The organism is Kitasatospora sp. NPDC057692 (assembly GCF_042799475.1).
In the GTDB taxonomy this organism is placed as follows: domain Bacteria; phylum Actinomycetota; class Actinomycetes; order Streptomycetales; family Streptomycetaceae; genus Kitasatospora.
On the sequence record NZ_JBHVIV010000024.1, the window covers coordinates 23649 to 47465 of the forward strand.

A 23817-nucleotide genomic window follows, 5' to 3' on the forward strand; every position below is an offset into this window, starting at 1 on the left:
GGGCCCACCGGGTGCGTCGGCACCTGCTTCAACGAGCGCGCACACGTCCGGTTCCGGGACGCGGGTGCGGAGGGGAGGGGATGGGAGGGCGGAAACGGGGGCGCGGGCGCGGGCGCCCGCCGTCAGACCTGGCGGTCGGCCGGCCAGTGCGCGCCGTCCTCCAGCACCTCGACCTCGTCGCCCAGCCGCAGCGTGCCGAGCACGTCGCCCTCGACGCCGGCCGGGCGCTCGGGGATCAGGTTCTGCCCGAACGCCGCCTTCTTCAGCAGCCGGTGGTGCCGGGCCAGGGTGCGCAGCGGCTCGGGGCCGCGCCGTTCGCCGCTCTCCTGGTCGGTGGTGGTGACCACGCAGCGCCCGCACGGCTTGACCGCCCGGAAGGTCAGCTCGCCGATCCGGATCCGCCGCCAGCCGTCCTCCGCCCAGGGCTCGCCGCCGGAGACCACCACGCTGGGGCGGAACCGCTCCATCGGCAGCTCCTCGTGGCCGTCCGGGTGCTCGGCGGCGATCAGCTCGTTGAGGCGGGCCAGCGAGGAGGTGCTGGTGAGCAGCAGGGGGAAGCCGTCGGCCATCGAGACGGTGTCGCCGGGGGTGGAGAAGTCCGGGTCGACGGGCCGGGCGCGCGGGTCGTCCAGGTGCACCAGGCGGTAGTCGCCGAGGTGCTCGGCGATCCACAGCTGGGCCTCCTTGCCGGCCTCGGCGGCGCGGAAGCGGGTGCCCCAGACCTCGACGTCGGCGAGCGGGTCGCCGACCGCGACGGCGGGGGCGGGGATCTCGGCGTGCGAGCCGTCGGGGGCGGTGAGCACGAGGGCCCCGGCGGGGGTGAGCTCGGCCCGGACCTGGCCCAGGGCGGCGTTCTCGCGCTGGCTGACGAACCGGCCGGTGCCGTCGGCGAGCATCCAGCGCCGGTCGCCGGCCAGGCCCCACGGTTCGACGCGGGCGCTCTCGGGGCTCAGGCGGTACATGGACTTGACGGGGTAGACGTGGAGTCCGGTGAGCTGCATTCCCCCATCCTGCCAGCCGCGTCCGGACCGGCGGCAGGCGCGGTCCGCGCCCCGTCCCGAGGCGCGGTCCCGACGGCGGTGCCGCGGCCGCCCGAACGCGCCCGCCCGCGTGCCCGAATGCGCACGGACCGCCCGGAACGCCAGGTGGGGCGGCGTTCCGGGCGGTCCGTGGATGACCCGTTTCTCCGTACGCCCGGCGGATGTGGGTGCGCCGGGTGGTGCTAGGTGGTGCGGGTGCGGGCCGGGTGGGGCCGGCCCGGAGCTGCCACCGGCCTCAGTAGCTCTGGGCCTGCGGCTGGTAGCCCTGCTGGAACTGCCCGGGCTCGCCGTACGGGCCGGGCCGCTGCGGCTGCATCGGGCGGACCGGGGCGACCGGGGTGACCGCGGGGCGCAGCTGGGCGCCGCCGAAGGACTGGTCGCCGGAGCCGCCGAAGCCGCCGGGCTGGGCGCCCTGGCCGACGAAGCCCTGCGGGCCGCCGAACGGCTGCGGGGCCTGGGGCTGGCCGACCATGCCCTGCGGGCCGACCGGGCCGCCGGCGGGCTGCGCACCGAAGGTCTGCGGGCCGCCGTGGCCGCCGACGAAGGTGTTCTGGCCGCCGAAGCTCTGGCCGCCGGACGGCTGGTATCCGCCGGTGGCGGCCTGGGTGAAGCCCGGGGCCGGGGTCTGCGGGCGCTGGCCGGGCAGGTACGGCTGCGGGGCGCCGTAGCCGGGGACCGGAGGCTGGGGCGCGGCGGCGTACGCGGGCGCCGACTGCGCCGGGATGTACGTGGTGGCCGGGCCGGAGGACGGCGCGCTGCTCGGGCCGGGGCCCAGGGCGAGGCGGGCGGGCGGCAGGGCGGGGAGGTTGCCGCCGGGGCTGTCGTACCCGGTGCCGTACCGGTTGTTCTCGTAGGACGGGCCGGACAGGCCGGATCCGTAACCGGTCGACAGGGCCGGCGGGAGGGCGGCCGGCACGTTGATGGGCGCGATCTGGGGGACACCGCGCTCTGCGACGAGGCTGTCGTAGATGGGCGTGCCGGAGGAGAAGGACGGAGAGGGGTAGCCGACTCCGTCGTAGGAGCGGGGCGAGGTCATGGGGCATACGGTAAGCCCACAACGCGGCTGCTGAGGAGACTGGGAGGCGGAGCAGTTCGAGTGTTTACACAAGCTTCGCCCGAACAAAGGTTTCGAAAGTAGGAAGAACGGACATTTTGGCGGCGACTTCAGGCCACTGTCCGGGGGTTCCGGGGGCTCGAACGGGGCTCGGACGGGGGTGTCGAAGACCCGTGCGGTGACGGGCCGGTGGACGGTTCGGGGACCGTCGAAGAAACTTCTGCGGGCGGGGCGCGGACCGGCGCATTCGAGCCCCCGCCGGGGGCGCGGCGGGGGCTCGTGAATGTTTGGGGAATAAAGTCCCCGTCAGGACCGATATGGGCCCGCGGCCGGGTGGCCGGGTTCCGCTCAGTGCGCCGGAGCGGCCTGCTCGGTGGTCTTCCCGTCGGCCTCCTCGGCCCTTTCGCCGCTCTTCTCGCCGTTCTTCCCACCGGTCTTCCCGGTGGCCTTTCCGGCCGCCTTCGCGGCGGACGGGCCCGCGGGCTGCTCGACGGGGCCGCGCTGGGCCGGGAAGCCGGGCCGGCCGGCCAGCTCGGAGGTGCAGAACGAGCAGCGCACCGCCGCGGCCGGGATCCTGCTGAGGCACTCCGGGCAGTCCGCCGTGGCGGCCGGCGCCGGCTTGGCGCCCTCCAGCTTCGCCTGGAGCCTGCCGACCGGCACCACCACGATGAAGTAGATCACCGCGGCCACCAGCACGAAGCCGATCAGGGCGTTGACGAAGACTCCGTACGGGAACCGGGTGCCGGCCACGTCGAAGGTCTTCTGGGTGAAGTCGCCGACCGCGCCCGTCGCCACGCCGATCAGCGGGGTGAGGAACGCCGTCACGAACCCGGTGACCACGGCCGTGAAGGCCGCGCCGATCACGATGCCGACCGCCAGGTCGACGACGTTTCCGCGCAGCAGGAAGCTGCGGAATCCCTTGAGCACCGGGAACTCCATATCCGTACGGGGGAGGGTGGAACGGGACCGCGGGCCCCGGCCGGACATCCTGCCGACCCGGCGGGCCCGCGGTCCAACCGCGTTCACCCGAACCGCGTAACGGGCCGGCGGACCGGCCCGCTCGGGTCAGGCCGCGCGCAGACGCTCCGCGTACGGCTGGATCCGGACCACCGCCTCCGCGACCCGGCGCACGGTGGCCGCGTCCATCTGCGACCAGAGGGGCACGGTGAGCACCGCGTCGGCGAGCCGGTCGGTCAGCGGCAGCGACTCCGCCTGGCCCAGGTGGGCGTAGGCGCGCTGGCGCTGCACCGGCGGGTGGAAGTAGCGGCGCGAGTCGATGCCCTCGGCCCGCAGCGCGTCGGCGAGTCGGCGGGCGGTGAGGCCGAAGGCGGCGTCGTCCAGGATGAGCGTGAGGTCCTTGAAGGTCGAGGTGTCGCCCTCCTCCGGCAGCGCCAGACGCAGCCCGGGCAGTCCGGCGGTCACCGCGGCGAACTCCTGGACCAGCGCCGTCCGGTGGGCCACCCGCTCGGGCAGGCCGGCCAGCCAGTTGAGGCCGACGGCGGCGTGCAGCTCGCTCATCCGCGCGTTCAGGCCGGGGAACAGCGTGTCGTAGTCGCCCGGGTTGCCGTAGTCGCGGGCGGTGCGCAGCCGGCGGGCGAGGCCGGCGTCGCGGGTGGCGACCAGGCCGCCCTCGCCGGCCACCGCGACCTTGGTCGGGCTCATCGAGAACACCTCGGCGTAGCCGAAGTTGCCGATCGGCACGCCCTTGCGGCGGCTGCCGAAGCCGTGCGCGGAGTCGTACACCAGCGGCACCCCGGCGGCGTCGGCGACCTCCTGGAGGCGCTCGACCTGGCAGGGCGTGCCGTAGACGTGGGTGGCCATCAGGGCGGCCGGGCGGTCGGCGGCGGCCAGTCGGGCGGCGGCGTCCTCGGGGTCGAGGGTGATGTCCCGCTCGCGGGCCTCGGCGAACACCGGGGTGCCGCCGGCCCAGTGCGCGGCGTGCGCGGTGGCGGAGAAGGTGAAGCCGGGCATCACCACCGGGCGGCGGTCGTCGAGGCCGGCGGCCTGGAGGACCAGCATCAGCCCGGTGGTGCAGTTGGAGACCGCCACCACGTGCGGCACCTCCAGCAGCTCGGCCGCCGCCTCCTCCAGTTCGGCGACGGTGCGGCCGTTGGTGAGCTGCCCGCTGTCGAGGACGGTGCCGAGCCGCTCCAGCAGCGCGGCGCGGTCGGGCACCTGGACCCGGGTGAGCGGCAGCCCGCCGGGGAAGGCGGGCGTGCCGCCGAGGGCGGCGGGCAGGGCAAGGGTGTCGGTGGTCATGGCGCGGTCGATCCCCCCTGGGACGGTGACGGTGACACGGTGGACGAGGATGGCGCGATGGACGACGGCGGGGCCGGGGAGGGCGTCGGAGCGGGCCGCGGCCGGCGCTCCGGCGGCTCGGCGCGGCGGCGGGCGCCCCATTGGCCGGGCGCGGCCCGCCACACCGGTGGCGGCCGGCGGCCGGCGGCGGACCCGCGGGCCGCGGCGGCCGGGACGACCAGCAGTACCAGGGCGAGCGGCAGCACCTGGACCCGTTCGCGGGACAGGATGCCCATGTTGTTGATGGTCGAGAAGGCCCAGCAGAACAGCAGCGTGTAGACGGCGGCGAAGGCCACGTAGGAGCGCTGCACGAACAGCCGGGGCAGTCGGCTCAGCCGCGGCCAGGCCCGGATGAACATCACCAGCAGGGCGAAGCACTCCACCGACTGGATCAGGTTCTGGATGTTGGAGGCCTCGAACGGGAACGGGCGGAACAGCACGCTGATCACCGCGACCGGCAGCCCCGCCGGGTTGAGGCTGAACTGCGGCGCGGCGTCCTCCGGCGCGGTCGCGTTGATCATCGAGTTGCCCTGGCTGGTGCGCCGGGAGGTCTCCGAGAGCACCTGGTTGACCGCGTCGCCGCCGGTCCCGTCGGTGCCGAAGAAGGTGGAGACCTGCTGGAGCATCAGCACCGCCATCGCGCCCAGCACCACGGCGGTGAGGATGGTGCGCAGTGGCCCCAGCGCGCTGACCTGCTGGGGCCGGCGGCGCAGCACGTAGGCGACCATCAGCCCGGCCCCGGCCAGCGCGGTGACGTGCGGGCGGACCATCGCGGTGCCCAGCGAGCCGAGCGCGATGCAGGCGAAGGCGCCGAACCGGCGGTCCAGCAGCCGCGCGGTGCCGTAGGTGGTCAGGCCCAGGCAGAACATCATCCAGGCGTCCTTGCCGATGCTGGACGGCCAGAACAGCAGGGAGGGCAGGAAGAAGACCAGCTTGGCGTACTTACGGGTGTCCGCCTCCGGGAAGGCGATCTGCAGCGCCCGCCAGAACAGCAGCAGGCCCCAGAAGCCCAGCCAGGAGAAGACCAGGAAGCCGCCGATCAGCGAGGGCCCGGTGATCGCGTAGACCACGCCGGTGACGATGATGATGAAGCCGGTGCCGGCCACCTTCATGCCCAGGTCGTAGTGGACGCCGCCGAGCAGGTCGGCCTGGTCGAGGTAGGCGGCGAGCTCGGTGCCCTTCTGGTGGTACATCTTGGCGTCGGCCGCGCCGCCGTACAGCACGAAGGCCATCAGGTAGCGCGGGAAGGCGCAGAGCAGCTTGGCGGTCATCGCCAGCAGCAGCAGCCGGAAGACGTCCCGTTCGGGGTTGGCGGCGGCGATCCGGGCGAGGACCGGCGTGCCGACGGCCATCAGCGCCGGGAGGATCAGCAGCGCGCCCCAGGTGTCGTACGAGGTGTGCACCGAGGCCAGGACGAAGAGCGTGACGTAGCCGGTGACCAGGGCGGCGGCGACGGCGGACGGCCAGGGGACGCGTCTGAGCACCGCCGTCGCCGCCCCCGGCGCACCCGGGCCGCCGGGCGCCCCCGGCATCAGAAGACCTCCAGGTCGCCGAGGCTGAACCGCCAGTCGGCCAGGGTGTACGGTGCGGGGCCGGTGGGCGTGCGGGCGGCCAGCGTCATCCCGGTGCGCGGGGCGCGCAGGTAGCCGGCCCGCAGGGCGGCGTCGGCGGCCTCGGTGCCGGGGGAGAGGTGGGTGGCGACGTGGTCGCAGCCGCTCTCCCGGGCGGCGGCGCGCAGCAGCCGGGCGGCGCTGTCCCGGTCGCCGGGGCGGACGATGACGTCGGCGAGGGTGAACTCGGCGAGCGGGCCGCGCCGCCGGGGCCGGCCGAGGGCCAGGCCGGTCAGCTCGTCGCCGCGGTGGACGGTGAGCACCCGGTAGTCCAGGCCGGGGGCCTCGCCGTAGCGCCAGCGCAGGAACTCCGGGGTGCGGTGGACGGCCAGCCGGCGGTCCGCGGCGTCGGCGGCGGCGCGTTCGCGCAGCAGCTCGGCCAGCGCGCCGTGCTCGCCGGCGCCGACGTGGGCGGCCAGCCAGGCGGCGGCGGTGGGCAGCCGGCAGTCCTCGTCGACGGGGCGCGCGGGGCCGGCCGGGCGGCGGGCGAGGGCGGCGCGCACGCCCCGGGCGAAGGCGGCCGGGCGTACGGCGCGCACCGCGACCGGCACCCGGCCCAGCTCCTGCCAGCCCATCTTCCGGTAGCCGGGCAGGCTGTTGCCGTTGGGGGTGTTGAACACCAGCGCGGCCTCGTCGGCGACCTGGTCGAGCAGGTCGACGGTGAGCCGGCGGAAGATGCCGCGGCCCTGGAAGTCGGGGTGGGTGGCGGTGTCGACCGGGCGGACGGCGGCCACCTCGGAGCCGTCCTCGCCGCCCCGCCGCCACTGCCAGCGCAGGAACAGCCGGACGCCGACGAGCCGTCCGTCCGGGGCCTCGGCGACCATGCCGGGGCTGGCGCCGAAGGGGTTGCGGCGGTGCTTCCAGGCGAAGAACCCGGCGGTGCGGGTGCCGGTGGGGCCGCCCGCCAGTGAGGCGGTGAGCAGGTCGAGCAGGGCGGGCAGGTCGGCCTCGGCGAGCGGGCGGAAGGTCAGCTCGGCGGGGGCGGGCAGGGCGCTCACGTCCGGACTCGCTCTCCCATCGGTGGTCGGGGGGCTAACGGGGAAACGTCGGTGCGTCGTTGCTCTCGGGGCGGGCCGCCGGGGGCGTGCGGTCAGTGCCGCAGGACCCGCGCGTACACCGCCTCGACGGCGCGTTGGGCGCCGGCCACGTCGAAGCGCTCGGCGCGCTCCCGGGCGGCGGCGGCCAGCCGCACGCGCAGGTCCGGGTCCCCGGCCAGCCGGTCGAAGGCGCCGGCCAGCGCCGCCGGGTCGCCGGGCGGGACGAGGAAGCCCTGCTCGCCGTCGTCCAGCACCTCGGGCATGCCGCCGACCCGGGTGACCACGGCGGGCAGCCCGCTGGTCATCGCCTCCATCAGCGCGACCGGCAGGCCCTCCTGGCGCGAGCTCAGGGTGAACACGTCCAGGGCGGGCAGCAGCGCGGGCACGTCGGCGCGCGAGCCGGCGAACACGACGCTGTCCGCGACGCCCAGTTCGGCGGCCCGGGCGCGCAGTTGCGCGTCCAGCGGCCCGGCGCCGACCAGCAGCAGCCGGGCGTCCGGGCGGCGGCCCAGCAGCGCGGCGTGCGCGGCGAGCAGCGTCGCCTGGTCCTTCTTGGGGGTGAGGTTGCCGACCGTGCCGACGACGAACGCGTCGGCCGGCAGGCCGAGTTCCGCGCGGGCGGCGGCCCGGGCGGCCGGTCCCTCGGGGGCGCCGGCCAGGTCCGGGCCGTGGTGCACGACGGTCACCCACTCGCCGGGGCGGCGCCGGCCGGGCGGGATGCTCCGGGCGACGGCGTGCGAGACGGCGATCACCGCGTCGTTGCGCCGGTACGTCAGCGCGTTCGCCCAGCGGGTGGCCGTGCGGTAGCGCTCCCAGACGTTGTGCTCGGTGTGCACCAGCCGCGGCGCGCCCCCCGCGAGGGTGGGGGCGAGCAGCCGGGCGGCGGCCGCCGGGACGGGCATGTGGGTGTGCACCAGGCCGTACCGGCGCGCGGCCAGCAGCGCGCGCAGCCGCAGCGGCCAGCGCGGATCGGCCCGGCCCGGGGTGCCCGGCACCCCGCCCAGGCAGTGCACGGCCACCCCGGCCTCGGTGAGCGCGGGCGCGAGCGCGTCCTTCCACGGCAGCACGTAGGCGACCTCGATGCGGTAGCGCGAACGGTCGGCGTGGCGGGCGCAGTTGAGGAGCAGCTGTTCGGCGCCGCCGCGGCCGAGGCCCTTGGCCAGCCAGAGCACCCGGGTGGGCGCGCCGTCCGTGCCGTGCGCCGCTCCGGTCAGGGGTCCGTTCACCGCTCCTCCGCCTCGCGCAGCAGGGCCGGCTCGCCCTGGCCGTCGCCGCCCGCGCCGTTCACGCCGGCCGCGCCGTCCGGCCGGTGGCCGTTGCCGCCGTCCGCCTCGGCGGGGCGCCGCGCCCAGCTGGGCGTGGTCCGCCCGCCACCGAGTTCGCCCGGGCGCTCGGAGCCCCGGTCGGCGGAGGGTCCCGCAGGCGGGGTCTGGCGCGGCGGTGCGGCGCTCTGCGCCCCGCTGCGGCCGGCCGGCCCGGACGCCCCGGAGCCGCCCGCAGGGGTGCGCCGCCGGCCGCCGGACGGCCCGTAGGTGCCGAGCAGCGCCACCCCGGCCACCGGGACGCCGGTGCGGGAGAGCAACTCGGCCACCCGGTCGGCCTGTTCCGGAGTGACGTTTCCGCTGCGCACCGTCACCAGCACCGCGTCCGCGTGCTGCACCAGGTCGTAGGCGTCGTTGGCGTGCAGCAGCGGCGAGGTGTCGACCAGGATGACGTCCGCGTGCCGCCGGGCCCGGCGCAGCACCTCGCCGGCCCGCAGCACCAGCGCCGCCGGGTAGGCGGTGGTGTTGCCGCCGGTGATCAGCGAGACGCCGTCGACGTTGGTCGGCCGCACCAGGTCGTCCAGCTCGCCGAGCCGTTCACCGCTGAGCAGTTCGGCCATGCCCGGCCCGTCGCCGACGCCGAGGTGGGTGTGCAGCTGCGGATGGCGGAAGTCGCAGTCCAGGACGAGCACGTCGCGGCCGGTCTCGGCGAGCGCGGCGGCCAGGTTGGCGATGGTGATGGTCCGGCCGTCGCGGCTGCCGCCGGAGGCGACCAGGACCACCGGTGCGGGTTCGGCGAGCCGGCGCGCGACGGTCCGCGCCGGGTCCCGGTCCTCGCCGCCGGCCGGGCGGGCCAGCGTGTCCGGGCCGGTCAGCAGCAGGGTCGAGCGCAGCGAGCGGTACGCCTCGGCGGCCGGGTCGGACGGCCGGGCGCGCACCAGCGGTTCGCGCACCCGCCGCCGGCGGCGCGACAGGTGCGGCACCTCGCCGATCACCGGCAGGTTGAACGCCTCCTCGACGGCGTTGCGGCTGCGCAGCCGGGTGTCCATCCGGCTGAGCATCAGGGCCGCGACCACGCCGAGCGCCAGGCCGAGCGCCACCGCGAGACCCAGCCGCACGCTGCGGCTGGGGGAGGAGAGCAGATTGCTGGTGCCCTGGCGGGCGTCGATGCTGCCCCACTGCTGGATGGCGTCGGTCTGGGCGCTGTTGGCCAGCTTGCTGATCGTGGTGAGGGTGGTGGTCAGCGAGGTGGCGGCGGCGGTCAGCTTGGGCTGCAGCTTGGGCTGGTCGGCGGCCGAGGAGCGGTTGAACTGGGCCTGGATCTCGTTCAGTTGCTGCTGCTGGCTGTCCGCCTGGGCCTGCAGCTTCTTGATCGTCTCGGCGGCGCTGCGGGCCGACTCGTCGCTGTAGCCCTTGATGATCGCCGCCGAGTAGGCGGTGGCCAGGTCGGAGCAGGACTGCTTGGTCGGCCCGGTGGTGGCGATCGTCAGCATCTGCGGGCTGTCCGCGGTGACGGTCCGGCGGGCGATGACCTCGGAGGCGTCGGCGATGCCGACGGCCTTGGCGGTGGCCGCGGCGACGTCCGCGCCCTGCGCGTAGGAGAGCACCTGGTCGGCGCGGACGGTGTCGCCCGCGCCCGCGACCGGGGTGATCGCGACCTTGCACTTCCATTTGGCGTTGTCCACCGTGTCGCCGGTCGGGGTCAGCAGCCAGCCGACGACCAGCGCGGCGAGCGTGCAGCCGACCAGCAGCCGCCAGTAGCGCCGCAGGACGGTGAAGTGGTTTGCCGGTTCCACCGGTTGGATCCCCTCGCGTTCGTGGTGCGGTGGTGCTGTCAGCGCCCGTCACGCCCCCGGCGGGAGCACGGCGGGTACGGGTACCGCTGGGTCACGCCCCCGGGCATGACCGGATGGCCCTCGCGGGCACGGTGGAATCCCTCGGCTGGTGTCGCAACCCGCCCCCCTGACGACTCGCGGCCGACGTCTCGACGTCGCGCTCCCCACGGTCCGGCCCGGCCCCGGCGGTGCACCGCGCGCGGTGCCTGCCGACCGCCGCCCCCGCCGGTCCCCCTGCGATGCTTCCCGAGCCCCGACGTGCGGCGCAACCGCTTTGGCGATACTCGTCCGGGAGATCCCGGGCGGCCGGGTCCGGACCGCCGGGATCCGGACAGGGCGGCCCCGGTCCGGCCCGGCCGGCGGGTGCGCTCAGACCGCCCGCAGCCGCAGCGAGCGCTCGTAGAACTCCACCATCTGGGCCGACACCTGGTGGAGCGTGAACGAGGTGAGGAAGCGCGCCCGGGCGGCCTTGGTCCGCACCCGCGCCGAGGCCCGGTCCTGCAGGGTGTCGGTCAGCGCCGCCGCCAGCGCGGCCGGCCGCTCCGGCGGCACCAGCCGGGCGTAGTCCTCCGAGCCCACCGTCTCGCGCAGGGCCGGCACGTCGGCGGCGACCAGCGGCACCCCGACCCCCATCGCCTCCATCGCCGCGCTGCCGAGGCCCTCCCAGCGGGACGGCACGGCGAACGCGTCGGAGCCCGCCATCAGGTCGAACACGTCGTCGCGCGGCCCGAGGAAGCGCACCCCGGCGGTCGCCGAGGCCAGCGCCCGCAGCCGCTCGCTCTCGCCGCCCTCGCTGCCGGCCAGCAGCAGCACCGCCTCCGGCTCCGCGCGCAGCACCTCCGGCCAGGCCTCCAGCAGCACGTCCAGGCCCTTCTGGTACTGCTGCCGGGCCGCCGCCAGCACCACCGGCACGTCCGGCGGCAGCTCCAGCGCGGTGCGCACGGCGGCCCGCCGGTCCGGCGTCACCGTGCCGAGGCGCTCCGGGTCGCGCCCGCGCGGCACCACGTCGATCCGCTGGGACGGCACCCGCAGCCGGCGCGCCATCGCCCCGGCCACGTAGCGGGTCAGCGCGTGGAAGCGCCGGGTGCCCTGCGCGGTCGCGGCGTCCACCGTCTGCGCGGCCCGCACCTTCCACGGGCTCAGCCCGCGCGCGTTGCGGTGCTCCGGCCCGTACGACGCGTTGACCAGGCTGGTCACCACCGGGGTGCGGGCGGCCAGCGCGGCGGCCCGGCCGAGCACGTCCGACTCGTACAGCGTGGTGTGCACCAGGTCCGGGCGGCGCTCGCGGACCAGCCGGTGCAGGGCGGCGACCGTGCGCCCCCGGGTGGTCCGGCCGACCCCGAACACGTCGACCCCGGCCGCGGTGAGCTCCGGCTGGAAGCCGCCGGGGGAGTCCTTGAGGTACGCGACGTCGAGCTTCACCCCGGCCCGCACCAGCTGGGGGGCCATCGCCACCAGGCCCTGCTCGGCCCCGCCGACCCGGCTCACGCTGTCGATCACATAGAGCACATGCACAGGCCAACCCCCGCCCTCCTGGGCGCGCCCGGTCTCCCGTGCCGGGACGGCGCCCTGACTGCCGATCAGCATCGCAGGTCGCGACCGGCGCCCGCCAGCGATTCGGTCACACCGGGGGCGCCGCCGACGGGCCGGTGGCGAACCGTCAGGGGGCGGACGACAGCGCTGAACAGGGCGCGTGGACCCTTCGAGGGGCGTACGACGGCGCCCGCCCGGCGCCCTCCGGGAGTACCCGCGCTGGCGTACGGACCACCGCCGGGTTGCGCGAAGGGGTCGTCCCAGGCCGGAGGCTGTGCCAAGGTCTTTCCCATGCCTGAAGCGACACCGGCCAGGACGACCGGAACCCGCCCCCGCATCCTGCACCTCATCACCGATCCGCGCCGCCGCGGCGCCCAGGGACTCGCCCGCGACCTCCACCGCGAACTGCGCCGCCGGGGCCAGGCCTCCGCCCTGCGCGCGCTCGCCCCCCACCCGGACGCCCACCCGGACGCCCCCGACACCCGCTCCACCACGGTCCTCGGCCCCGGCCGCCTCCACCCGCGCACCCTCGGAGCCCTGCGCACCGCCGCCCGCACCGCCGACCTCGTGGTCGCCCACGGATCCTCCACCCTCCCCGCCTGCGCCCTCGCCCTCGCGGGCACCCGCACCCCGTTCGTCTACGTCTCCATCGGCGACCCCCGGCACTGGACGCCCGGCCCGCTCCGCCGGCTGCGCACCGGCGCCCTGCTGCACCGCGCCGCCGCCGTCACCGCCCTCGCCGACGAGGCCCGCGACCTGCTCGTCGAACGCTTCCGACTGCCCGCCGCCAACGTCCGCACCATCCCCAACGCCCGCTCCGCCGACCGCTACCCGCCCTCCGCCGGCGAGGCCGACCGGCGCGCCGCCCGCCAGCAGCTGGGCCTGCCGCCGGACGGCCTGGTGGTCGCCTGGGTCGGCGCGATCGCCCGCGAGAAGCGCCTGGACCTCGCCCTCGACGCCCTCGACCGGCTACCCGACGTGCGGCTCGCCGTCGCCGGGGACGGCCCGCTGCGCACCGCCCTGGAGCGACATCCGGCCGCCGCCCGGGCCCACTTCCTGGGCACCCTCGCCGACCCGGCCCCGCTCTACCGGGCCGTCGACGCCGTCCTGCTCAGCAGTGACAGCGAGGGTGTGCCCGGGGTGCTGATCGAGGCCGCGCTGGCCGGCCTGCCGGCCGTCGCCACCGACGTCGGCTGGGTCGGCTCGGTGGTCCAGGACGGCACCACCGGCGCGCTGGTCGCCCCCGGCGACCCGCTCGTCCTCGCCGAGGCGCTGGCCAAGGTGCTGGCCGGAGACCGCGCCGGACTCGGCGCCGCCGCCCGCGCCCACGCGCTGGCCCACTGCGAGCTCGACACGGTGGCCGACGCCTGGCAGCGCCTCTTCAGCGAGGTCTGCGGACGCGGCGGACCGGGCGGACGCGGCTGACGCGTCCCGGTGCGCCGGGCCGGGTGCGCCGTTCAGGCGAATCCCGGCCCGACGCACCGGGACGACCGGCCGCTGACGCTCCGTCGGGCGTCACACTCCCCGGTGTGAAGTCGATCCTTCGAACCACCCTGCTGCTGGCCGTCGCCACCGGGATCGCCGCGTCCCCCCTCCAGGCCGCCGCCGCCAGCCACCACCAGCCGCCCCGCGAGGGCGCCCCGTTCTCCCGCCTCGACACCATCCAGCCGGTGCGCGAGAGCGCCCGCACCGAGGCGCTGGAGTTCTTCTGGTACGACTGCGGGCACTCGCAGGCGCTGGAGAAGCCGCTCCAGGCCTGGACCGAGCGGCACCGCGCCGACGTCGACCTGCGCCGCGTCCCGGCCATCTGGCAGGGCAGCCGCGAGGAGACCGCGCAGCGCGGCCACGCCCGGCTGTACTACACGCTGGAGCGCCTGGGCCTGGTCGAGCGCCTGCAGACCGAGGCCTTCCGGGCGGTGCACACCAACGAGCAGGACCTCATCACCGAGGACACCGCCACCGCCTGGGCGCAGAGCCAGGGCGTCGACCAGAACCGCTTCCGCGAGGCCTACCGCTCGGACGAGGTGGGCCGGTCGGTCGACGAGGCCGCCGAGCTGTTCGTCCGCTACGGCATCAACGAGCTGCCCACCGTGGTCGTCCAGGGCGAGTACCGCACCTCGCCGACCAACGCCGGCGGCGTCGAGGCGATGCCCGAGGCGATGGACCACCTGGTCGCCCAGGACCAGCAGCGCCACCCGGCCCACACGCTGCTCCACTGATCCTTCCCCACCCCCTCCGACCGCCCCGGCGGGTCGGCCGCACCCCGGCCGGCCCGCCCTTTTCCGGCCGCGCTCCCCATCGCGATCCGATCACCTTCACCGAACCGACCCCCGGCGGCCACACTCTGTGCCAGAGTGGGCCCGGGCCGCGTCGCCGCCGGTGTCAACAGCCGCTCTGACGGGCCCACTTCTCGATACCGCCGGTACCGGAGAGGGCAGGTGTCCGTGGGGGGACAACGCGCGCAGCTCGTCGACGAGCGCGACAGCCAGACAACGCAGGCCCCGGGGCGGCGCCCGCGGGCCACCGACGGGCCGCCGCCCGAACTGATCTTCAAACGCCGGCTCCGCCCGGCCCGGGTGGCCCGTGAACTGTGGGGCGCCCGTGAACTCGTCCGCGCGCTCGCCGAACGCGACCTGCGCGCCCGCTACAAGCAGGCCGTGCTGGGCTTCGCCTGGGCGGTGCTCACCCCGCTCGCGCTGTGCGCCATCTTCACCCTGGTGTTCCGCCGCGCCGTGCACGTCGACACCGAGGGCGCCGCGTACCCGCTGTTCGCCTACGTCGGCCTGATCGTCTGGCAGTTCTTCAGCAACACCATGAACCAGGGCGCGCTGAGCCTGGCCAACAACCTCAGCCTGCTCAACAAGGTGTACTGCCCGCGCGAGGTCTTCCCGCTCGCCACCATGCTGGTCGCCACCGTCGACATGCTGATCGGCACCGCCGTGCTGGGCCTGCTGTTCCTGGTCTTCTGGACCGCCCCCGCCGCGACCTTCCTGTGGGTGGTGCCGCTGCTGGGCATCCAGTTCGCCTTCACCTACGGCATCGCCCTGGTCCTGTCGGTGGCCGTGGTGTACCTGCGCGACGTGCGCCACCTGCTGCCGATCATCACCCAGATGGGCGTCTTCGCCACCCCCGTGGCCTACCCGCTGGCGCAGATCCCGGAGCGCCTCCAGGAGGTCTACGTCGGCCTCAACCCGCTCGGCGCCGTGATCGAGGGCTACCGCAACGCCCTGCTGTACGGCCGGGCGCCCGACGCCGCGCTCACCACGATCGCCGCGGTCTCCTCGGTGGTGTTCCTGGTCGGCGGCTACCTGCTGTTCAAGAAGCTGGAGACGGGGATCGCCGATGTCGCCTGACCAGACCCTCCCGCTGGGGACCATCCGCACCGACCAGGTGTGGAAGCGCTTCAAGGCCGACCAGCAGCGGATGCTGCTGCGCGACAAGGTCGAGTCGATGGCCCGGCGGCTGCGCGGCGAGAAGGGCGAGGACTGGCGCTGGGCGCTGCGCGACATCTCGATGCACATCGAGCCCGGCGAGTCGGTCGGCCTGATCGGCTCCAACGGCTCGGGCAAGTCCACCCTGCTCAAGATGCTGACCCGGGTGATGTACCCCTACGGCGGGGTGATCGACGTGCGCGGCCGGATCGGCGCGCTGATCGAGATCCGGGCCGGCATCCACCCCGACCTGACCGGCCGGGAGAACATCTACCTGTTCGGCGCGCTGCTCGGCCTGCGGCGGCGCGAGGTGGCCACCCGCTTCGACGACATCGTCGAGTTCGCCCGGCTCGGCGGGGCCATCGACCGGCAGGTGAAGTTCTACTCCTCGGGCATGCAGATGCGCCTCGGCTTCGCCGTCGCCGCCTACCTGGAGCCGCACGTCCTGCTGGTGGACGAGGTGCTGGCGGTCGGCGACGCGGTGTTCCAGCAGCGCTGCCTGGACCGCATGCGCGAGGTCGCCGAGCAGGGCACCACCATCGTCTTCGTCTCGCACGACCTGCCCGCGGTGGAGTCCATCTGCCGGCGCGGCATCTGGCTGGAGCAGGGCTCGATCCGGGTGGACGCCGGGATCAAGGAGGCGATGGCCGGCTACCGCGACTCCATCGAGGCGCAGTCCGAGGCCGGCGGCCGCACCGGCGAGCCGATCCAGCTGCTCAAGCAGGAGGTGCGCGGCGAGGAGCGGGAGAGCCTCACCACCGACGAGCCGATGACCGTCGAACTCACCCTGAGCGGCGACTACCGGGGCGACGCGACCCTGCACCTGGGCGTCAGCGAGGGCACCTCCAGCCCGATCTTCCAGATCAGCCACGAGATCCGGCTGACGGGCGAGGACCGCCGGGTGACCTGCGTGATCCCCCGGCTGCCGCTGCCGCGCGGCCGCTACACCCTCTGGACCGGCGTCTACAGCATCGGCCGGACCGACGGCGGCACGCTGATGAGCTGGCACTCGGCCGGCCAGTTCGACGTGTTCGGGCCGATGCTGGACTCCCCGCCGCGCGCCGTCGTGCTGGCCGCGCCGGTGTTCGTCCCGCACCACTGGGAGGAGTGAGGCGTGCGACCGGTCCGGGTGCTCGTCCATCTCAACAACCTGGCCCTCGGCGGCGCCCAGCTCAACGCGGTCGACATCGCCCGCACCCTGCGCGACCGCGGCCACGACCCGGTCCTGTTCGCCCAGGGGGTGGCCGGTCCGGCGCCGCTGGTCGACGTCGCCGCCGGACACGGCCTGGACGTGGTGGTGGCGGGCGGCCCCGACACCCCGCACGCCGACGTCCGGCGCCGGCTGGGCCGGCTCGCCGCCGAGCACGGCAGCCAGCTGCTGCACGCCTGGGAGGTCCGGGCGGCCCGCAACGCCTACTTCGGGCCCGGGCGGTACGGCCGGCTGCCGGTGGTCACCACCTTCTACGGCATCCGGATGCTGCGCGGCCTGCCCCGGCACCAGCCGCTGGTGCTGGGCCTGGGCGCGCTGATGGGCGACGGCCGGGCCTTCGGCCACCGGGACGTCAGCCTCATCGAGCCGCCGGTGAACACCGCCACGGACGCCCCCGGACTGGTCGACGGCTCGGCCTTCCGCCGCGAACACGGCATCGGGGACGAGGAGTTGCTGCTGGTCATCGTCACCCGGCTGGTGCCCGCACTGGAGAAGGACGCCGGTGCCGAGCTCACCGTGGACGCCGTCCGGCGGCTGGACGACCCGCGGGTGCGGCTGGTGATCGTCGGCGCCGGCCCCAGCCTGGAGCCGCTGCGCGCCCGCGCGGCCGCAGTCAACGCCGACCTCGGCCGCCGGGCGGTGCTGGTCCCCGGCCAGCTGGCCGACCCGCGCCCGGCCTACCAGGCGGCCGACGTCGTCCTCGGCATGGGCGGCTCGGCGCTGCGCGGGCTCGCCTTCGGCAAGCCGGTGGTGGTGCACGGCGCGGCCGGGTACACCGCCGTCCACGAGCCAGGCCCGCTGGTCGAGCCGCACGCCTCGCGCTGCATGTACGGCTTCGGCGACGGCTCGCGCGCCCCCGAGGCGCTGGCCGCCCAGCTGCGCGGGCTGCTCGACGACCCGGGGCGCCGCGCGGAACTGGGCGCCTGGGGGCGGCAGTGGGTGGTCGGCCGGTTCTCGCTGGAGAGCGTCACCAGCGCCTTCGAGGACCTCTACACCCGGGTGCTGGCCCGGCCGGGCCGCGCGGTGGGATGGCTGAAGGACCTGGAGCAGATGACCCGGTACGAGTTCACCAAGCCGGCCGCGCTGCGGCTGCTGGGGCGGTGACGCCGGATCAGCTCTTCCTCTAACCGGTACTCGCATGTTTAATGGTTAGCATGAGCGAGCTGACGATCCCGCACGTCCACCACCGCCACGTCGACGTCGACGGCCTGCGGGTCTTCTACCGGGAGACCGGGCCGGCCGACGCCCCCGTACTCCTGCTGCTGCACGGCTTCCCGTCCGCCTCCCACCAGTTCCGCCGGCTCTTCGACGCGCTCGGCGCCCGGCACCGGCTGATCGCCCCCGACTACCCCGGCTTCGGCCACAGCGAAGCCCCCGCCTCCGACGCCTTCCGCTACCGCTTCGACACCCTGGCCGATGTCGTCGAGGGCTTCTGCCGGGCCCTCGGCCTCGACCGGTTCGCCCTCTACGTCTTCGACTTCGGCGCCCCCGTCGGCCTGCGCCTGGCCACCCGCCACCCCGAGTGGATCACCGGCCTGGTCGTCCAGAACGGCAACGCCTACGAGGAGGGGCTCTCCGATCAGGCCCGCGCGTTCATCGCGAACCGCCCCGGCGTCGAGGGCGCCGCCGAGCGCGCCCGCGCCATCCTCACCCTGGAGATCACCCGTTCCCAGTACGAGGGCGGCACCGGGGACCCCACGCTGGTCGCCCCCGACGGCTGGACCCTCGACCAGCACCACCTCGACCTGCCCGGCCGCAAGGACATCCAGGTCGAACTCGCCCTCGACTACCACCGCAACGTCGAGCTCTATCCCGTCTGGCAGCAGTGGCTGCGCACCCACCGCCCGCCCACGCTGGTCGTCTGGGGGCGCAACGACCCGTTCTTCACCGAACCGGGCGCCCGTGCCTACCTGCGTGACGTGCCCGACGCCGAACTGCACGTCCTCGACACCGGGCACTTCGCCCTGGAGGAGAAGCTGCCCGAGATCGCGCCGCTGATCGACGACTTCCTCGTCCGGCTCCGGCGGCAGCCGCCCGGCACTCAGTCCCGGCGCAGCACCAGCGTGACGAAGCCGAGCGTCCCCCGGTAGCCGTGCAGCCACTCGGCGCGGTGCAGGTCGGCCGCCGCCAGGGCGTCCGCGGCGTCCGGGTGGTCGGGGTGGTCCAGCGCCCACTCGGCCAGCGTGCCGGTCCGGGCGAACTCGTAGTCGTCCCACTCCGATCGGCTGCTCACATGGGCGGCCACCGGCGTCCAGCCGTCCGCGGCCACCCGGTCCACGGTGGTCGCCAGGTCCGCGTGGTCCTCGCGCGCGGCGCCGAGCGCGGCCAGCGCCGCCGCCGAGGGCTCGCGCTCCCAGAACCCCTCGCCCACCAGCACCCGGCCGCCGGGCGCCAGGTGCTCCCGGGCCGCGGCCAGGGTCGGCAGCAGGCCGCCGAAGACGTGCGTCGCGCCGATGTTCAGGACCAGCTCGAAGGGCCGGCGGTCGGTGAACTCCCGGGCGTCCAGGTGGTGCAGCCCGATCCGCCGCTGCACCCCGAGCGCTTCGGCCGACTCCCGGGCCAGGGCCAGCGCCGCCGCGTCCAGGTCCACCCCGACCGCCCGCCAGCGCGGCCGCGCGCCCAGCGCCCGCAGCAGCCAGGCCCCCCGGCCGCACCCCAGGTCGAGTGCCCGCCCCTCCTCGTCCGGCGCGAGCGCCCGCGCCAGCAGCGCCGCCACCGACCCGTCGGAGAGCGGCGCGGCGATCGGATGACGGGCGTGCGCGAGCCGGGAGACCGTCTGACCGTCCATCCGACCAGTGTGGCGCACCCCGGTTGGGTGCGTCCGGCGGTTGGGTGCGTCCGGCGGTTCGGTGCCTCCGGCGGTTCAGCAGGTCCGGCGGTTCAGTAGGTCCGGCCCTTCCACGCGGCGCCCCTGCCCCGCCAGTGCTGCACCGCCGAGTCCACCGTCATCAGGAGGTAGAGCGAGGCCGTGAACGGCAGCAGCAGCGCCTCCGCCGGCGGGCGGCCGTAGTAGCGCAGCATCGGCACGAAGGTCCCCGCCATCAGCGCCCAGGCCGCCCCGCCCGCCGCGGCCACCGGCCAGGCGCCCGCCACCAGGCCCGCCGCCGTCGCCACCGGCGGTACCAGGTAGACCAGCGCCAGCCCCAGCACCGTCCCCAGCAGCAGCACCGGCGAGTGCCGCAGCTGGGCGTACGCGCTGCGCGACACCATCCGCCACAGCTGGGCGAGCCGCGGGTACGGCCGGACGCTGTCGACCTGCTCCGCCAAGCCCAGCCAGGTCCGCCCCCCGGTGGCCTTCACCGCCCGGGCCAGCGACACGTCGTCGATCACCGCGCCCCGGATCGCCGCCACCCCGCCCGCCCGCTCCAGCGCCTCCCGCCGCACCAGCGAGCAGCCGCCCGCCGCCGCGGCCGTCCGGGCGCCGGGCCGGTTGCTCCACCGGAACGGGTACAGCTGGGCGAAGAAGTACACGAAGGCCGGGACGATCAGCCGCTCCCAGCCCGTCTCCACCCGCAGCCGGGCCATCTGCGACACCAGGTCCAGCCGCTCGCCCTCGGCCGCGGCCACCAGGTCGGCCAGCGAGTCCGGCCCGTGCGCGATGTCCGCGTCGGTCAGCAGCAGGTACTCGGCGTCCGGCCCGGCCAGCTCCACCCCGTGCCGCACCGCCCACAGCTTGCCGGTCCACCCAGGGGGCAGCGGGGGAGGGGTGGCCACCGTCAGCTCCAGGCCGCCGGGGGCGGCGAGCGAGCGCGCCAGCGCGCCCGTCCCGTCCGAACTGTGGTCGTCCACCAGCACCACCCGGGCCCGCCCCGGGTACTTCTGCGCCAGCAGGCCCGGCAGCGACACCGGCAGCACCTCGGCCTCGTCCCGGGCCGGCACCACCACCGCCACCTGCGGCCAGCGCTCCGGCGGCCGGCGCTCCGGCAGCCGGACGTCGGTGCGCCAGAACAACCCGTGGCAGCCCGCCAGCCAGAGCCAGACCAGCAGGGAGAGCGCGGCGATCCACAGCAGGACGGTCACCCGGGCAGTCTGCCGCACCCGGGGCCCGGCGGGGGCCATCGACTAAAGTCTTGACCCGTGAAGATCGCACTGATGGACTCGGGAATCGGCCTGCTGGCCGCCGCCGCCGCACTCCGGGCGCTGCGTCCGGACGTCGATCTGGTGCTCTCCTCCAACCCCGCCTCGATGCCCTGGGGGCCCCGCACGCCCGAGGAGGTCACCGAGCTCGCCCTCGGCTGCGCCCGGGCCGCCGCCGCGCACCGGCCGGACGCGCTGATCGTCGCCTGCAACACCGCCTCGGTCCACGCGCTCGCCGCCCTGCGCGCCGAACTGGAGCCCGCGCTGCCGGTGATCGGCACCGTCCCGGCGATCAAGCCGGCCGCCGCCCTCGGCGGCCCGGTCGCCATCTGGGCCACCCCCGCCACCACCGGCAGCGCCTACCAGCGCGGGCTGATCCGCGACTTCGCCGGGACGACCGCGGTCACCGAGGTCGCCTGCCCGGGACTCGCGGACGCCGTCGAGCACGGCGACGACGCGGCCATCGGGGCGGCCATCGCCGCCGCGGCCGCCCGCACCCCGGCCGGCACCGCGGCCGTCGTCCTCGGCTGCACCCACTACGAACTGGTCGCCGACCGCATCCGCGCCGCCGTCGCCCCGAGCGCCCTGCCGTCGCTCACCCTGCACGGCTCCGCCGACCCGGTCGCCGCCCAGGCGCTGCGCCGCGTGCTCGACCCCGCCCGCGAGGGCACCGCCACCCTCACCGTCCTCCACGCCGGCAGCGAGGCCGCCCTGCCCGCCGCCGCCCTCGCCTACCCCCAGGCCCTCCCCCTCGCGGCCCCCACCACCTGACCCCCGACCGGCCCCGCCCCGTGCGGTCCCGCAACCCGGGGCCGGCAGCACCGCGACGCCGCTGTCGCCGGTCCGCGGCGCCCGTCGGCGGCCGGGTCTCCGCCGGCACCGATCTGCCCGGACGCGCCGACGCCGGGCCAGTGGTTCGGCTGCGGCCGCCCTGTCGTCGACGGCCTGCCGCCCGGAACGCGGTGCCGCTGCCCGGTCGTGCGGGCCCTGCGGTCTGGCCGTTTCCGTCTGCCCGCGCCGTGGGCTGGTGGGGCGCGGGGCGTTGTTCGACAGCCGGGCCGGGCCGGGCCGGGTCGATCGGGCTGGGGCAGGAGGTGGCCGCCGATGTGCTGGGGAGGGGGCGGACGTTCCCGTGGAGCCGTCCCCGGCCCCGACGGCTCGCCGCACGATGCCGACGTGCGCGCGTGTGCGGCTCGCACCGACCGGCCGGCCGATGGGGGACCGGGGCGCGGCGGCTGTCGCCGCGTGCGGTGAGGTCGACGTTGTGCCGTCCGTGAGGCGGCGTTGCCGCGGCCGCAGCGGCCCGGGGGCCCCGGCGGAGTGGGAAGTCGGCCGGTCCGACTTCTGGCGGCGGGTGTGCTGTCGTGGGGGAGGGCGGCAGCGGCGCAGGAAGTCGGCGGGGTCGACTCTCGGTGGCGGCTGCGCGCAGGAAGCCGGTGGGGCGACTTCCTGCGCGGAGGGGGCGAGGGTCAGGCGGCCTGGCCGCGCCAGCGGCGGTAGGCGGGTTCGAGCCCGGAGAGGATGGTGTCGAAGCGCCGGGTGCTGGTCGTGGAGTCCACCTGGAGCCGGCTGATCTGGAGAGGGTGGGAGGGGAGCCGGGGGCCGAGGCGGTGGTCGGAGAGGAAGCCGAGCCGGTAGCCCAGCTCCTGCAGGACGGTCTCGGCCCGGACGTCGTGGCCGCCGTCGGGGTAGGCGAAGGCGATGGGGGGCTCGCCGAGCCAGCGGGTGAGGGCTTCATGGGCGCCGGTGATCTCGGCCCGGACGGTGGCGTCGTCGCAGCGGCCCAGGCACGGGTGCCCCTGGGTGTGGTTGCCGATGGCGACGCCGCCCTCGCTCAGGGCGACCAGATCGGCGGGGGTGAGCTGGTCCTGGCCGGGCGGGCGCCGGTCGGCGCTGACCCGCAGTTCGTGGAGGCTGCGCCGGCGGTCCGGGTCGGGCATCGCCTTGAGCCGGCGGAGCAGCTGCGAGGGGTGCCCGCAGTCGAGGGAGCGGGCACGCCCGCCGTGCCGGGCGAGGAAGTCGGCCTCGTGCCACCAGAACGGCTTCTCGGTGCCGATCAGCTCGGAGATGACGAAGGCGGCGGCCGGGATGCCGCGTTCGATCAGCGCGGGCAGCGCGTGGGTGAGGACGCTGCGGTCGGCGTCGTCGAAGGTCACCAGCACGCTGCGGGCGGGCAGCGGGCGCCGTTCGGTGACGGCCTGCTGCACGGCGGCCAGTGAGACGGGGGTCGCGAGTCTTCGCAGCCGGTCCAGCTGGGCGCCGAACGAACGCGGGTCGGTCACCCCGTGGTAGGCGAGCACGGCGAGCCGCTGCGCCGCGCGGGCGCGGAAGAGCGGCTGGACGGGGGCGAACCGCAGCCACTCACCGCGCGCGTCCGCGGCGTGGCCGCCCGGGTGGCCGGCCGGCTCGGGCTCGGCGGGTCGGCGGACGGGCCCGGAGCAGGTGCGGGTGCCGGCGGACCGCAGCGCCCGGCCCCCCGGCGCGAGGGCGGCGGGGGGAAGGACGGCGGGCGGGGTGACGACCGGCTGCCCGTCGGTCGTCACGGTGCCGGGCCCGGGCGGCGCGGCGGTGGTCGGCGGGGGCCGCAGGTCCGACAGGGCGGTCACCACGGCCCTGGTCCGGGCGGTGGGGCTGGAGGTCGATGTCGTGGAATGGGACTGCGGCACGGTTCCCCCTCGGTCGCCGATGCGGCGTGGCGGTACCGCCGGAGGACGGAGCCCGGCCTCCGACTCCAGGGCGCGGCGGCTCCGCCCCCTGGGTATGTCCGGTCCGCGGCGGGGACTCCCAACCCGCACCGCGGACGGCTCCTGGATCGCTCAATGTAATGGAGACAGCTACGCCCCGTTGATGGTTGTACCGGACCGGCAAGGTTTTTTCGCAGATCGGGAACGATTCCGGGACGAGCCCGGAACAGGCCCGGGACGGCTCCGCGACACCGTGCCGACCATCGGCCGCTCCCGTCACGTCCGTCACGGAAAGTGTCCGCCCGATCGCGTCCCGCATGCTGCCCGCGCGGCGGTACGGGGGTACCTTGGGCTCATGGCAGATGCGGAACGTGATCACCTCCACCCGCACGGCGCGACCCGGATGGCCCGGTACTGTCACGGGGGCCCGCTGGTCACCCATCAGGTGCCGCTCGCGCTGGTGGGCCTGGCCTGCCTCGTGCTGGGGATCGTGGTGGCGGTCGTGGTTCCGGACAGTGACGGTCCGGCCTGGGCGATGGCGGTGGCCGGCTGCCTCGCGGCCGGTGTGCTGCTGCTCGGCCGGATCGGCTTCGCGCTGTTCCGCCGCCGGCGCGCGACCGCCTGAGCGCGCACCGCGAGCCACCGGCGGACCACGCACGGAAACGGACCGGCCGAGGCGGAGCCGCTCAAACATCGATCACCCGATCGAGTCCAACCGGTCAGATCGGCCGGTTTTCAGCCCATCT

Annotated in this window: 19 protein-coding genes and 1 pseudogene; 8 read left to right on the forward strand and 12 right to left on the reverse strand. The window is 75.8% G+C overall.

The features are described 5' to 3' along the window. Nucleotides 1–122: 122 nt before the first annotated feature. From ACFVFS_RS15920 to ACFVFS_RS15960, 9 genes and pseudogenes are all read right to left on the reverse strand, one after another. Nucleotides 123–1001: an MOSC domain-containing protein gene (locus ACFVFS_RS15920; protein WP_380624387.1), complete on the reverse strand. Its 879-nt coding sequence runs from the start codon at nt 999–1001 to the stop codon at nt 123–125. A 274-nt stretch (nt 1002–1275) separates the two neighbouring features. Continuing rightward, entirely contained in the window at nt 1276–2076 is an 801-nt protein-coding gene (locus ACFVFS_RS15925) for a DUF6643 family protein (protein WP_380624389.1), read from the reverse strand. A 534-nt stretch (nt 2077–2610) separates the two neighbouring features. Next, nucleotides 2611–3021 (reverse strand): annotated as a pseudogene (gene mscL / locus ACFVFS_RS15930) (large conductance mechanosensitive channel protein MscL); the annotation flags it as partial. Between the two features lie 138 nt (nt 3022–3159). Next, complete coding sequence (locus ACFVFS_RS15935; RefSeq protein ID WP_380624391.1) at nt 3160–4353, reverse strand: DegT/DnrJ/EryC1/StrS family aminotransferase; 1194 nt, start codon at nt 4351–4353, stop codon at nt 3160–3162. Continuing rightward, nucleotides 4350–5924: a hypothetical protein gene (locus ACFVFS_RS15940; RefSeq protein ID WP_380624393.1), complete on the reverse strand. Its 1575-nt coding sequence runs from the start codon at nt 5922–5924 to the stop codon at nt 4350–4352. The genes ACFVFS_RS15935 and ACFVFS_RS15940 overlap by 4 nt, the downstream gene beginning before the upstream one ends. Then, nucleotides 5924–7000, reverse strand: a complete 1077-nt coding sequence (locus ACFVFS_RS15945) for a GNAT family N-acetyltransferase (protein WP_380624395.1) — start codon at nt 6998–7000, stop codon at nt 5924–5926. The genes ACFVFS_RS15940 and ACFVFS_RS15945 overlap by 1 nt, the downstream gene beginning before the upstream one ends. Before the next feature lie 92 nt (nt 7001–7092). Further along, on the reverse strand, nt 7093–8265 hold the full coding sequence (locus ACFVFS_RS15950; protein WP_380624397.1) for a glycosyltransferase: 1173 nt from the start codon (nt 8263–8265) through the stop codon (nt 7093–7095). Continuing rightward, nucleotides 8262–10097 (reverse strand): tyrosine-protein kinase family protein, encoded by a 1836-nt coding sequence (locus ACFVFS_RS15955; RefSeq protein ID WP_380624399.1) that lies wholly within the window; start codon nt 10095–10097, stop codon nt 8262–8264. Before ACFVFS_RS15955 ends, ACFVFS_RS15950 begins: the two co-directional genes overlap by 4 nt. A gap of 408 nt (nt 10098–10505) precedes the next feature. Then, nucleotides 10506–11636, reverse strand: a complete 1131-nt coding sequence (locus ACFVFS_RS15960; protein ID WP_380624401.1) for a glycosyltransferase family 4 protein — start codon at nt 11634–11636, stop codon at nt 10506–10508. A gap of 324 nt (nt 11637–11960) precedes the next feature. Here ACFVFS_RS15960 and ACFVFS_RS15965 point away from each other — a divergent pair, with 324 nt between their 5' ends. The 6 genes from ACFVFS_RS15965 to ACFVFS_RS15990 all read left to right on the forward strand — a co-directional run bounded on the left by ACFVFS_RS15965 (nt 11961) and on the right by ACFVFS_RS15990 (nt 18400). Then, on the forward strand, nt 11961–13094 hold the full coding sequence (locus tag ACFVFS_RS15965) for a glycosyltransferase family 4 protein (RefSeq protein WP_380624403.1): 1134 nt from the start codon (nt 11961–11963) through the stop codon (nt 13092–13094). 104 nt (nt 13095–13198) lie between these two features. Next, entirely contained in the window at nt 13199–13888 is a 690-nt protein-coding gene (locus ACFVFS_RS15970) for a thiol:disulfide interchange protein DsbA/DsbL (RefSeq protein ID WP_380624405.1), read from the forward strand. Nucleotides 13889–14107: 219 nt separating this feature from the next. After that, nucleotides 14108–15022, forward strand: a complete 915-nt coding sequence (locus tag ACFVFS_RS15975; RefSeq protein WP_380624407.1) for an ABC transporter permease — start codon at nt 14108–14110, stop codon at nt 15020–15022. Then, nucleotides 15012–16211 (forward strand): polysaccharide ABC transporter ATP-binding protein, encoded by a 1200-nt coding sequence (locus ACFVFS_RS15980; RefSeq protein WP_380624409.1) that lies wholly within the window; start codon nt 15012–15014, stop codon nt 16209–16211. Before ACFVFS_RS15975 ends, ACFVFS_RS15980 begins: the two co-directional genes overlap by 11 nt. A 3-nt stretch (nt 16212–16214) precedes the next feature. Beyond that, nucleotides 16215–17414 (forward strand): glycosyltransferase family 4 protein, encoded by a 1200-nt coding sequence (locus ACFVFS_RS15985; RefSeq protein WP_380624411.1) that lies wholly within the window; start codon nt 16215–16217, stop codon nt 17412–17414. A 50-nt stretch (nt 17415–17464) separates the two neighbouring features. Beyond that, nucleotides 17465–18400 carry an alpha/beta fold hydrolase gene (locus tag ACFVFS_RS15990; RefSeq protein ID WP_380624413.1) on the forward strand — a complete coding sequence of 312 codons (936 nt, stop codon included), beginning with the start codon at nt 17465–17467 and terminating at the stop codon, nt 18398–18400. On the opposite strand, the gene ACFVFS_RS15995 is transcribed toward ACFVFS_RS15990, so the two are convergent. Both ACFVFS_RS15995 and ACFVFS_RS16000 read right to left on the reverse strand, forming a co-directional pair. Then, nucleotides 18352–19098: an SAM-dependent methyltransferase gene (locus tag ACFVFS_RS15995; RefSeq protein ID WP_380624415.1), complete on the reverse strand. Its 747-nt coding sequence runs from the start codon at nt 19096–19098 to the stop codon at nt 18352–18354. The two genes, ACFVFS_RS15990 and ACFVFS_RS15995, sit on opposite strands and share 49 nt — an antisense overlap. 92 nt (nt 19099–19190) lie before the next feature. Next, a complete protein-coding gene (locus tag ACFVFS_RS16000; RefSeq protein ID WP_380624417.1) occupies nt 19191–20330 on the reverse strand; it encodes a glycosyltransferase in 1140 nt (379 codons plus the stop codon). A gap of 57 nt (nt 20331–20387) precedes the next feature. Here ACFVFS_RS16000 and ACFVFS_RS16005 point away from each other — a divergent pair, with 57 nt between their 5' ends. Then, the gene (locus ACFVFS_RS16005) at nt 20388–21158 is read left to right on the forward strand and encodes a glutamate racemase (protein WP_380624419.1); all 771 of its coding nucleotides are present in this window, start codon (nt 20388–20390) and stop codon (nt 21156–21158) included. A gap of 698 nt (nt 21159–21856) precedes the next feature. Here the strand turns inward: ACFVFS_RS16005 and ACFVFS_RS16010 are convergent. Further along, a complete protein-coding gene (locus ACFVFS_RS16010) occupies nt 21857–23053 on the reverse strand; it encodes a polysaccharide deacetylase family protein (RefSeq protein WP_380624421.1) in 1197 nt (398 codons plus the stop codon). 373 nt (nt 23054–23426) lie between these two features. On the opposite strand from ACFVFS_RS16010, the gene ACFVFS_RS16015 reads away from it, so the two are divergent. Beyond that, nucleotides 23427–23696, forward strand: a complete 270-nt coding sequence (locus ACFVFS_RS16015; protein ID WP_380624423.1) for a hypothetical protein — start codon at nt 23427–23429, stop codon at nt 23694–23696. Nucleotides 23697–23817 lie beyond the last annotated feature (121 nt).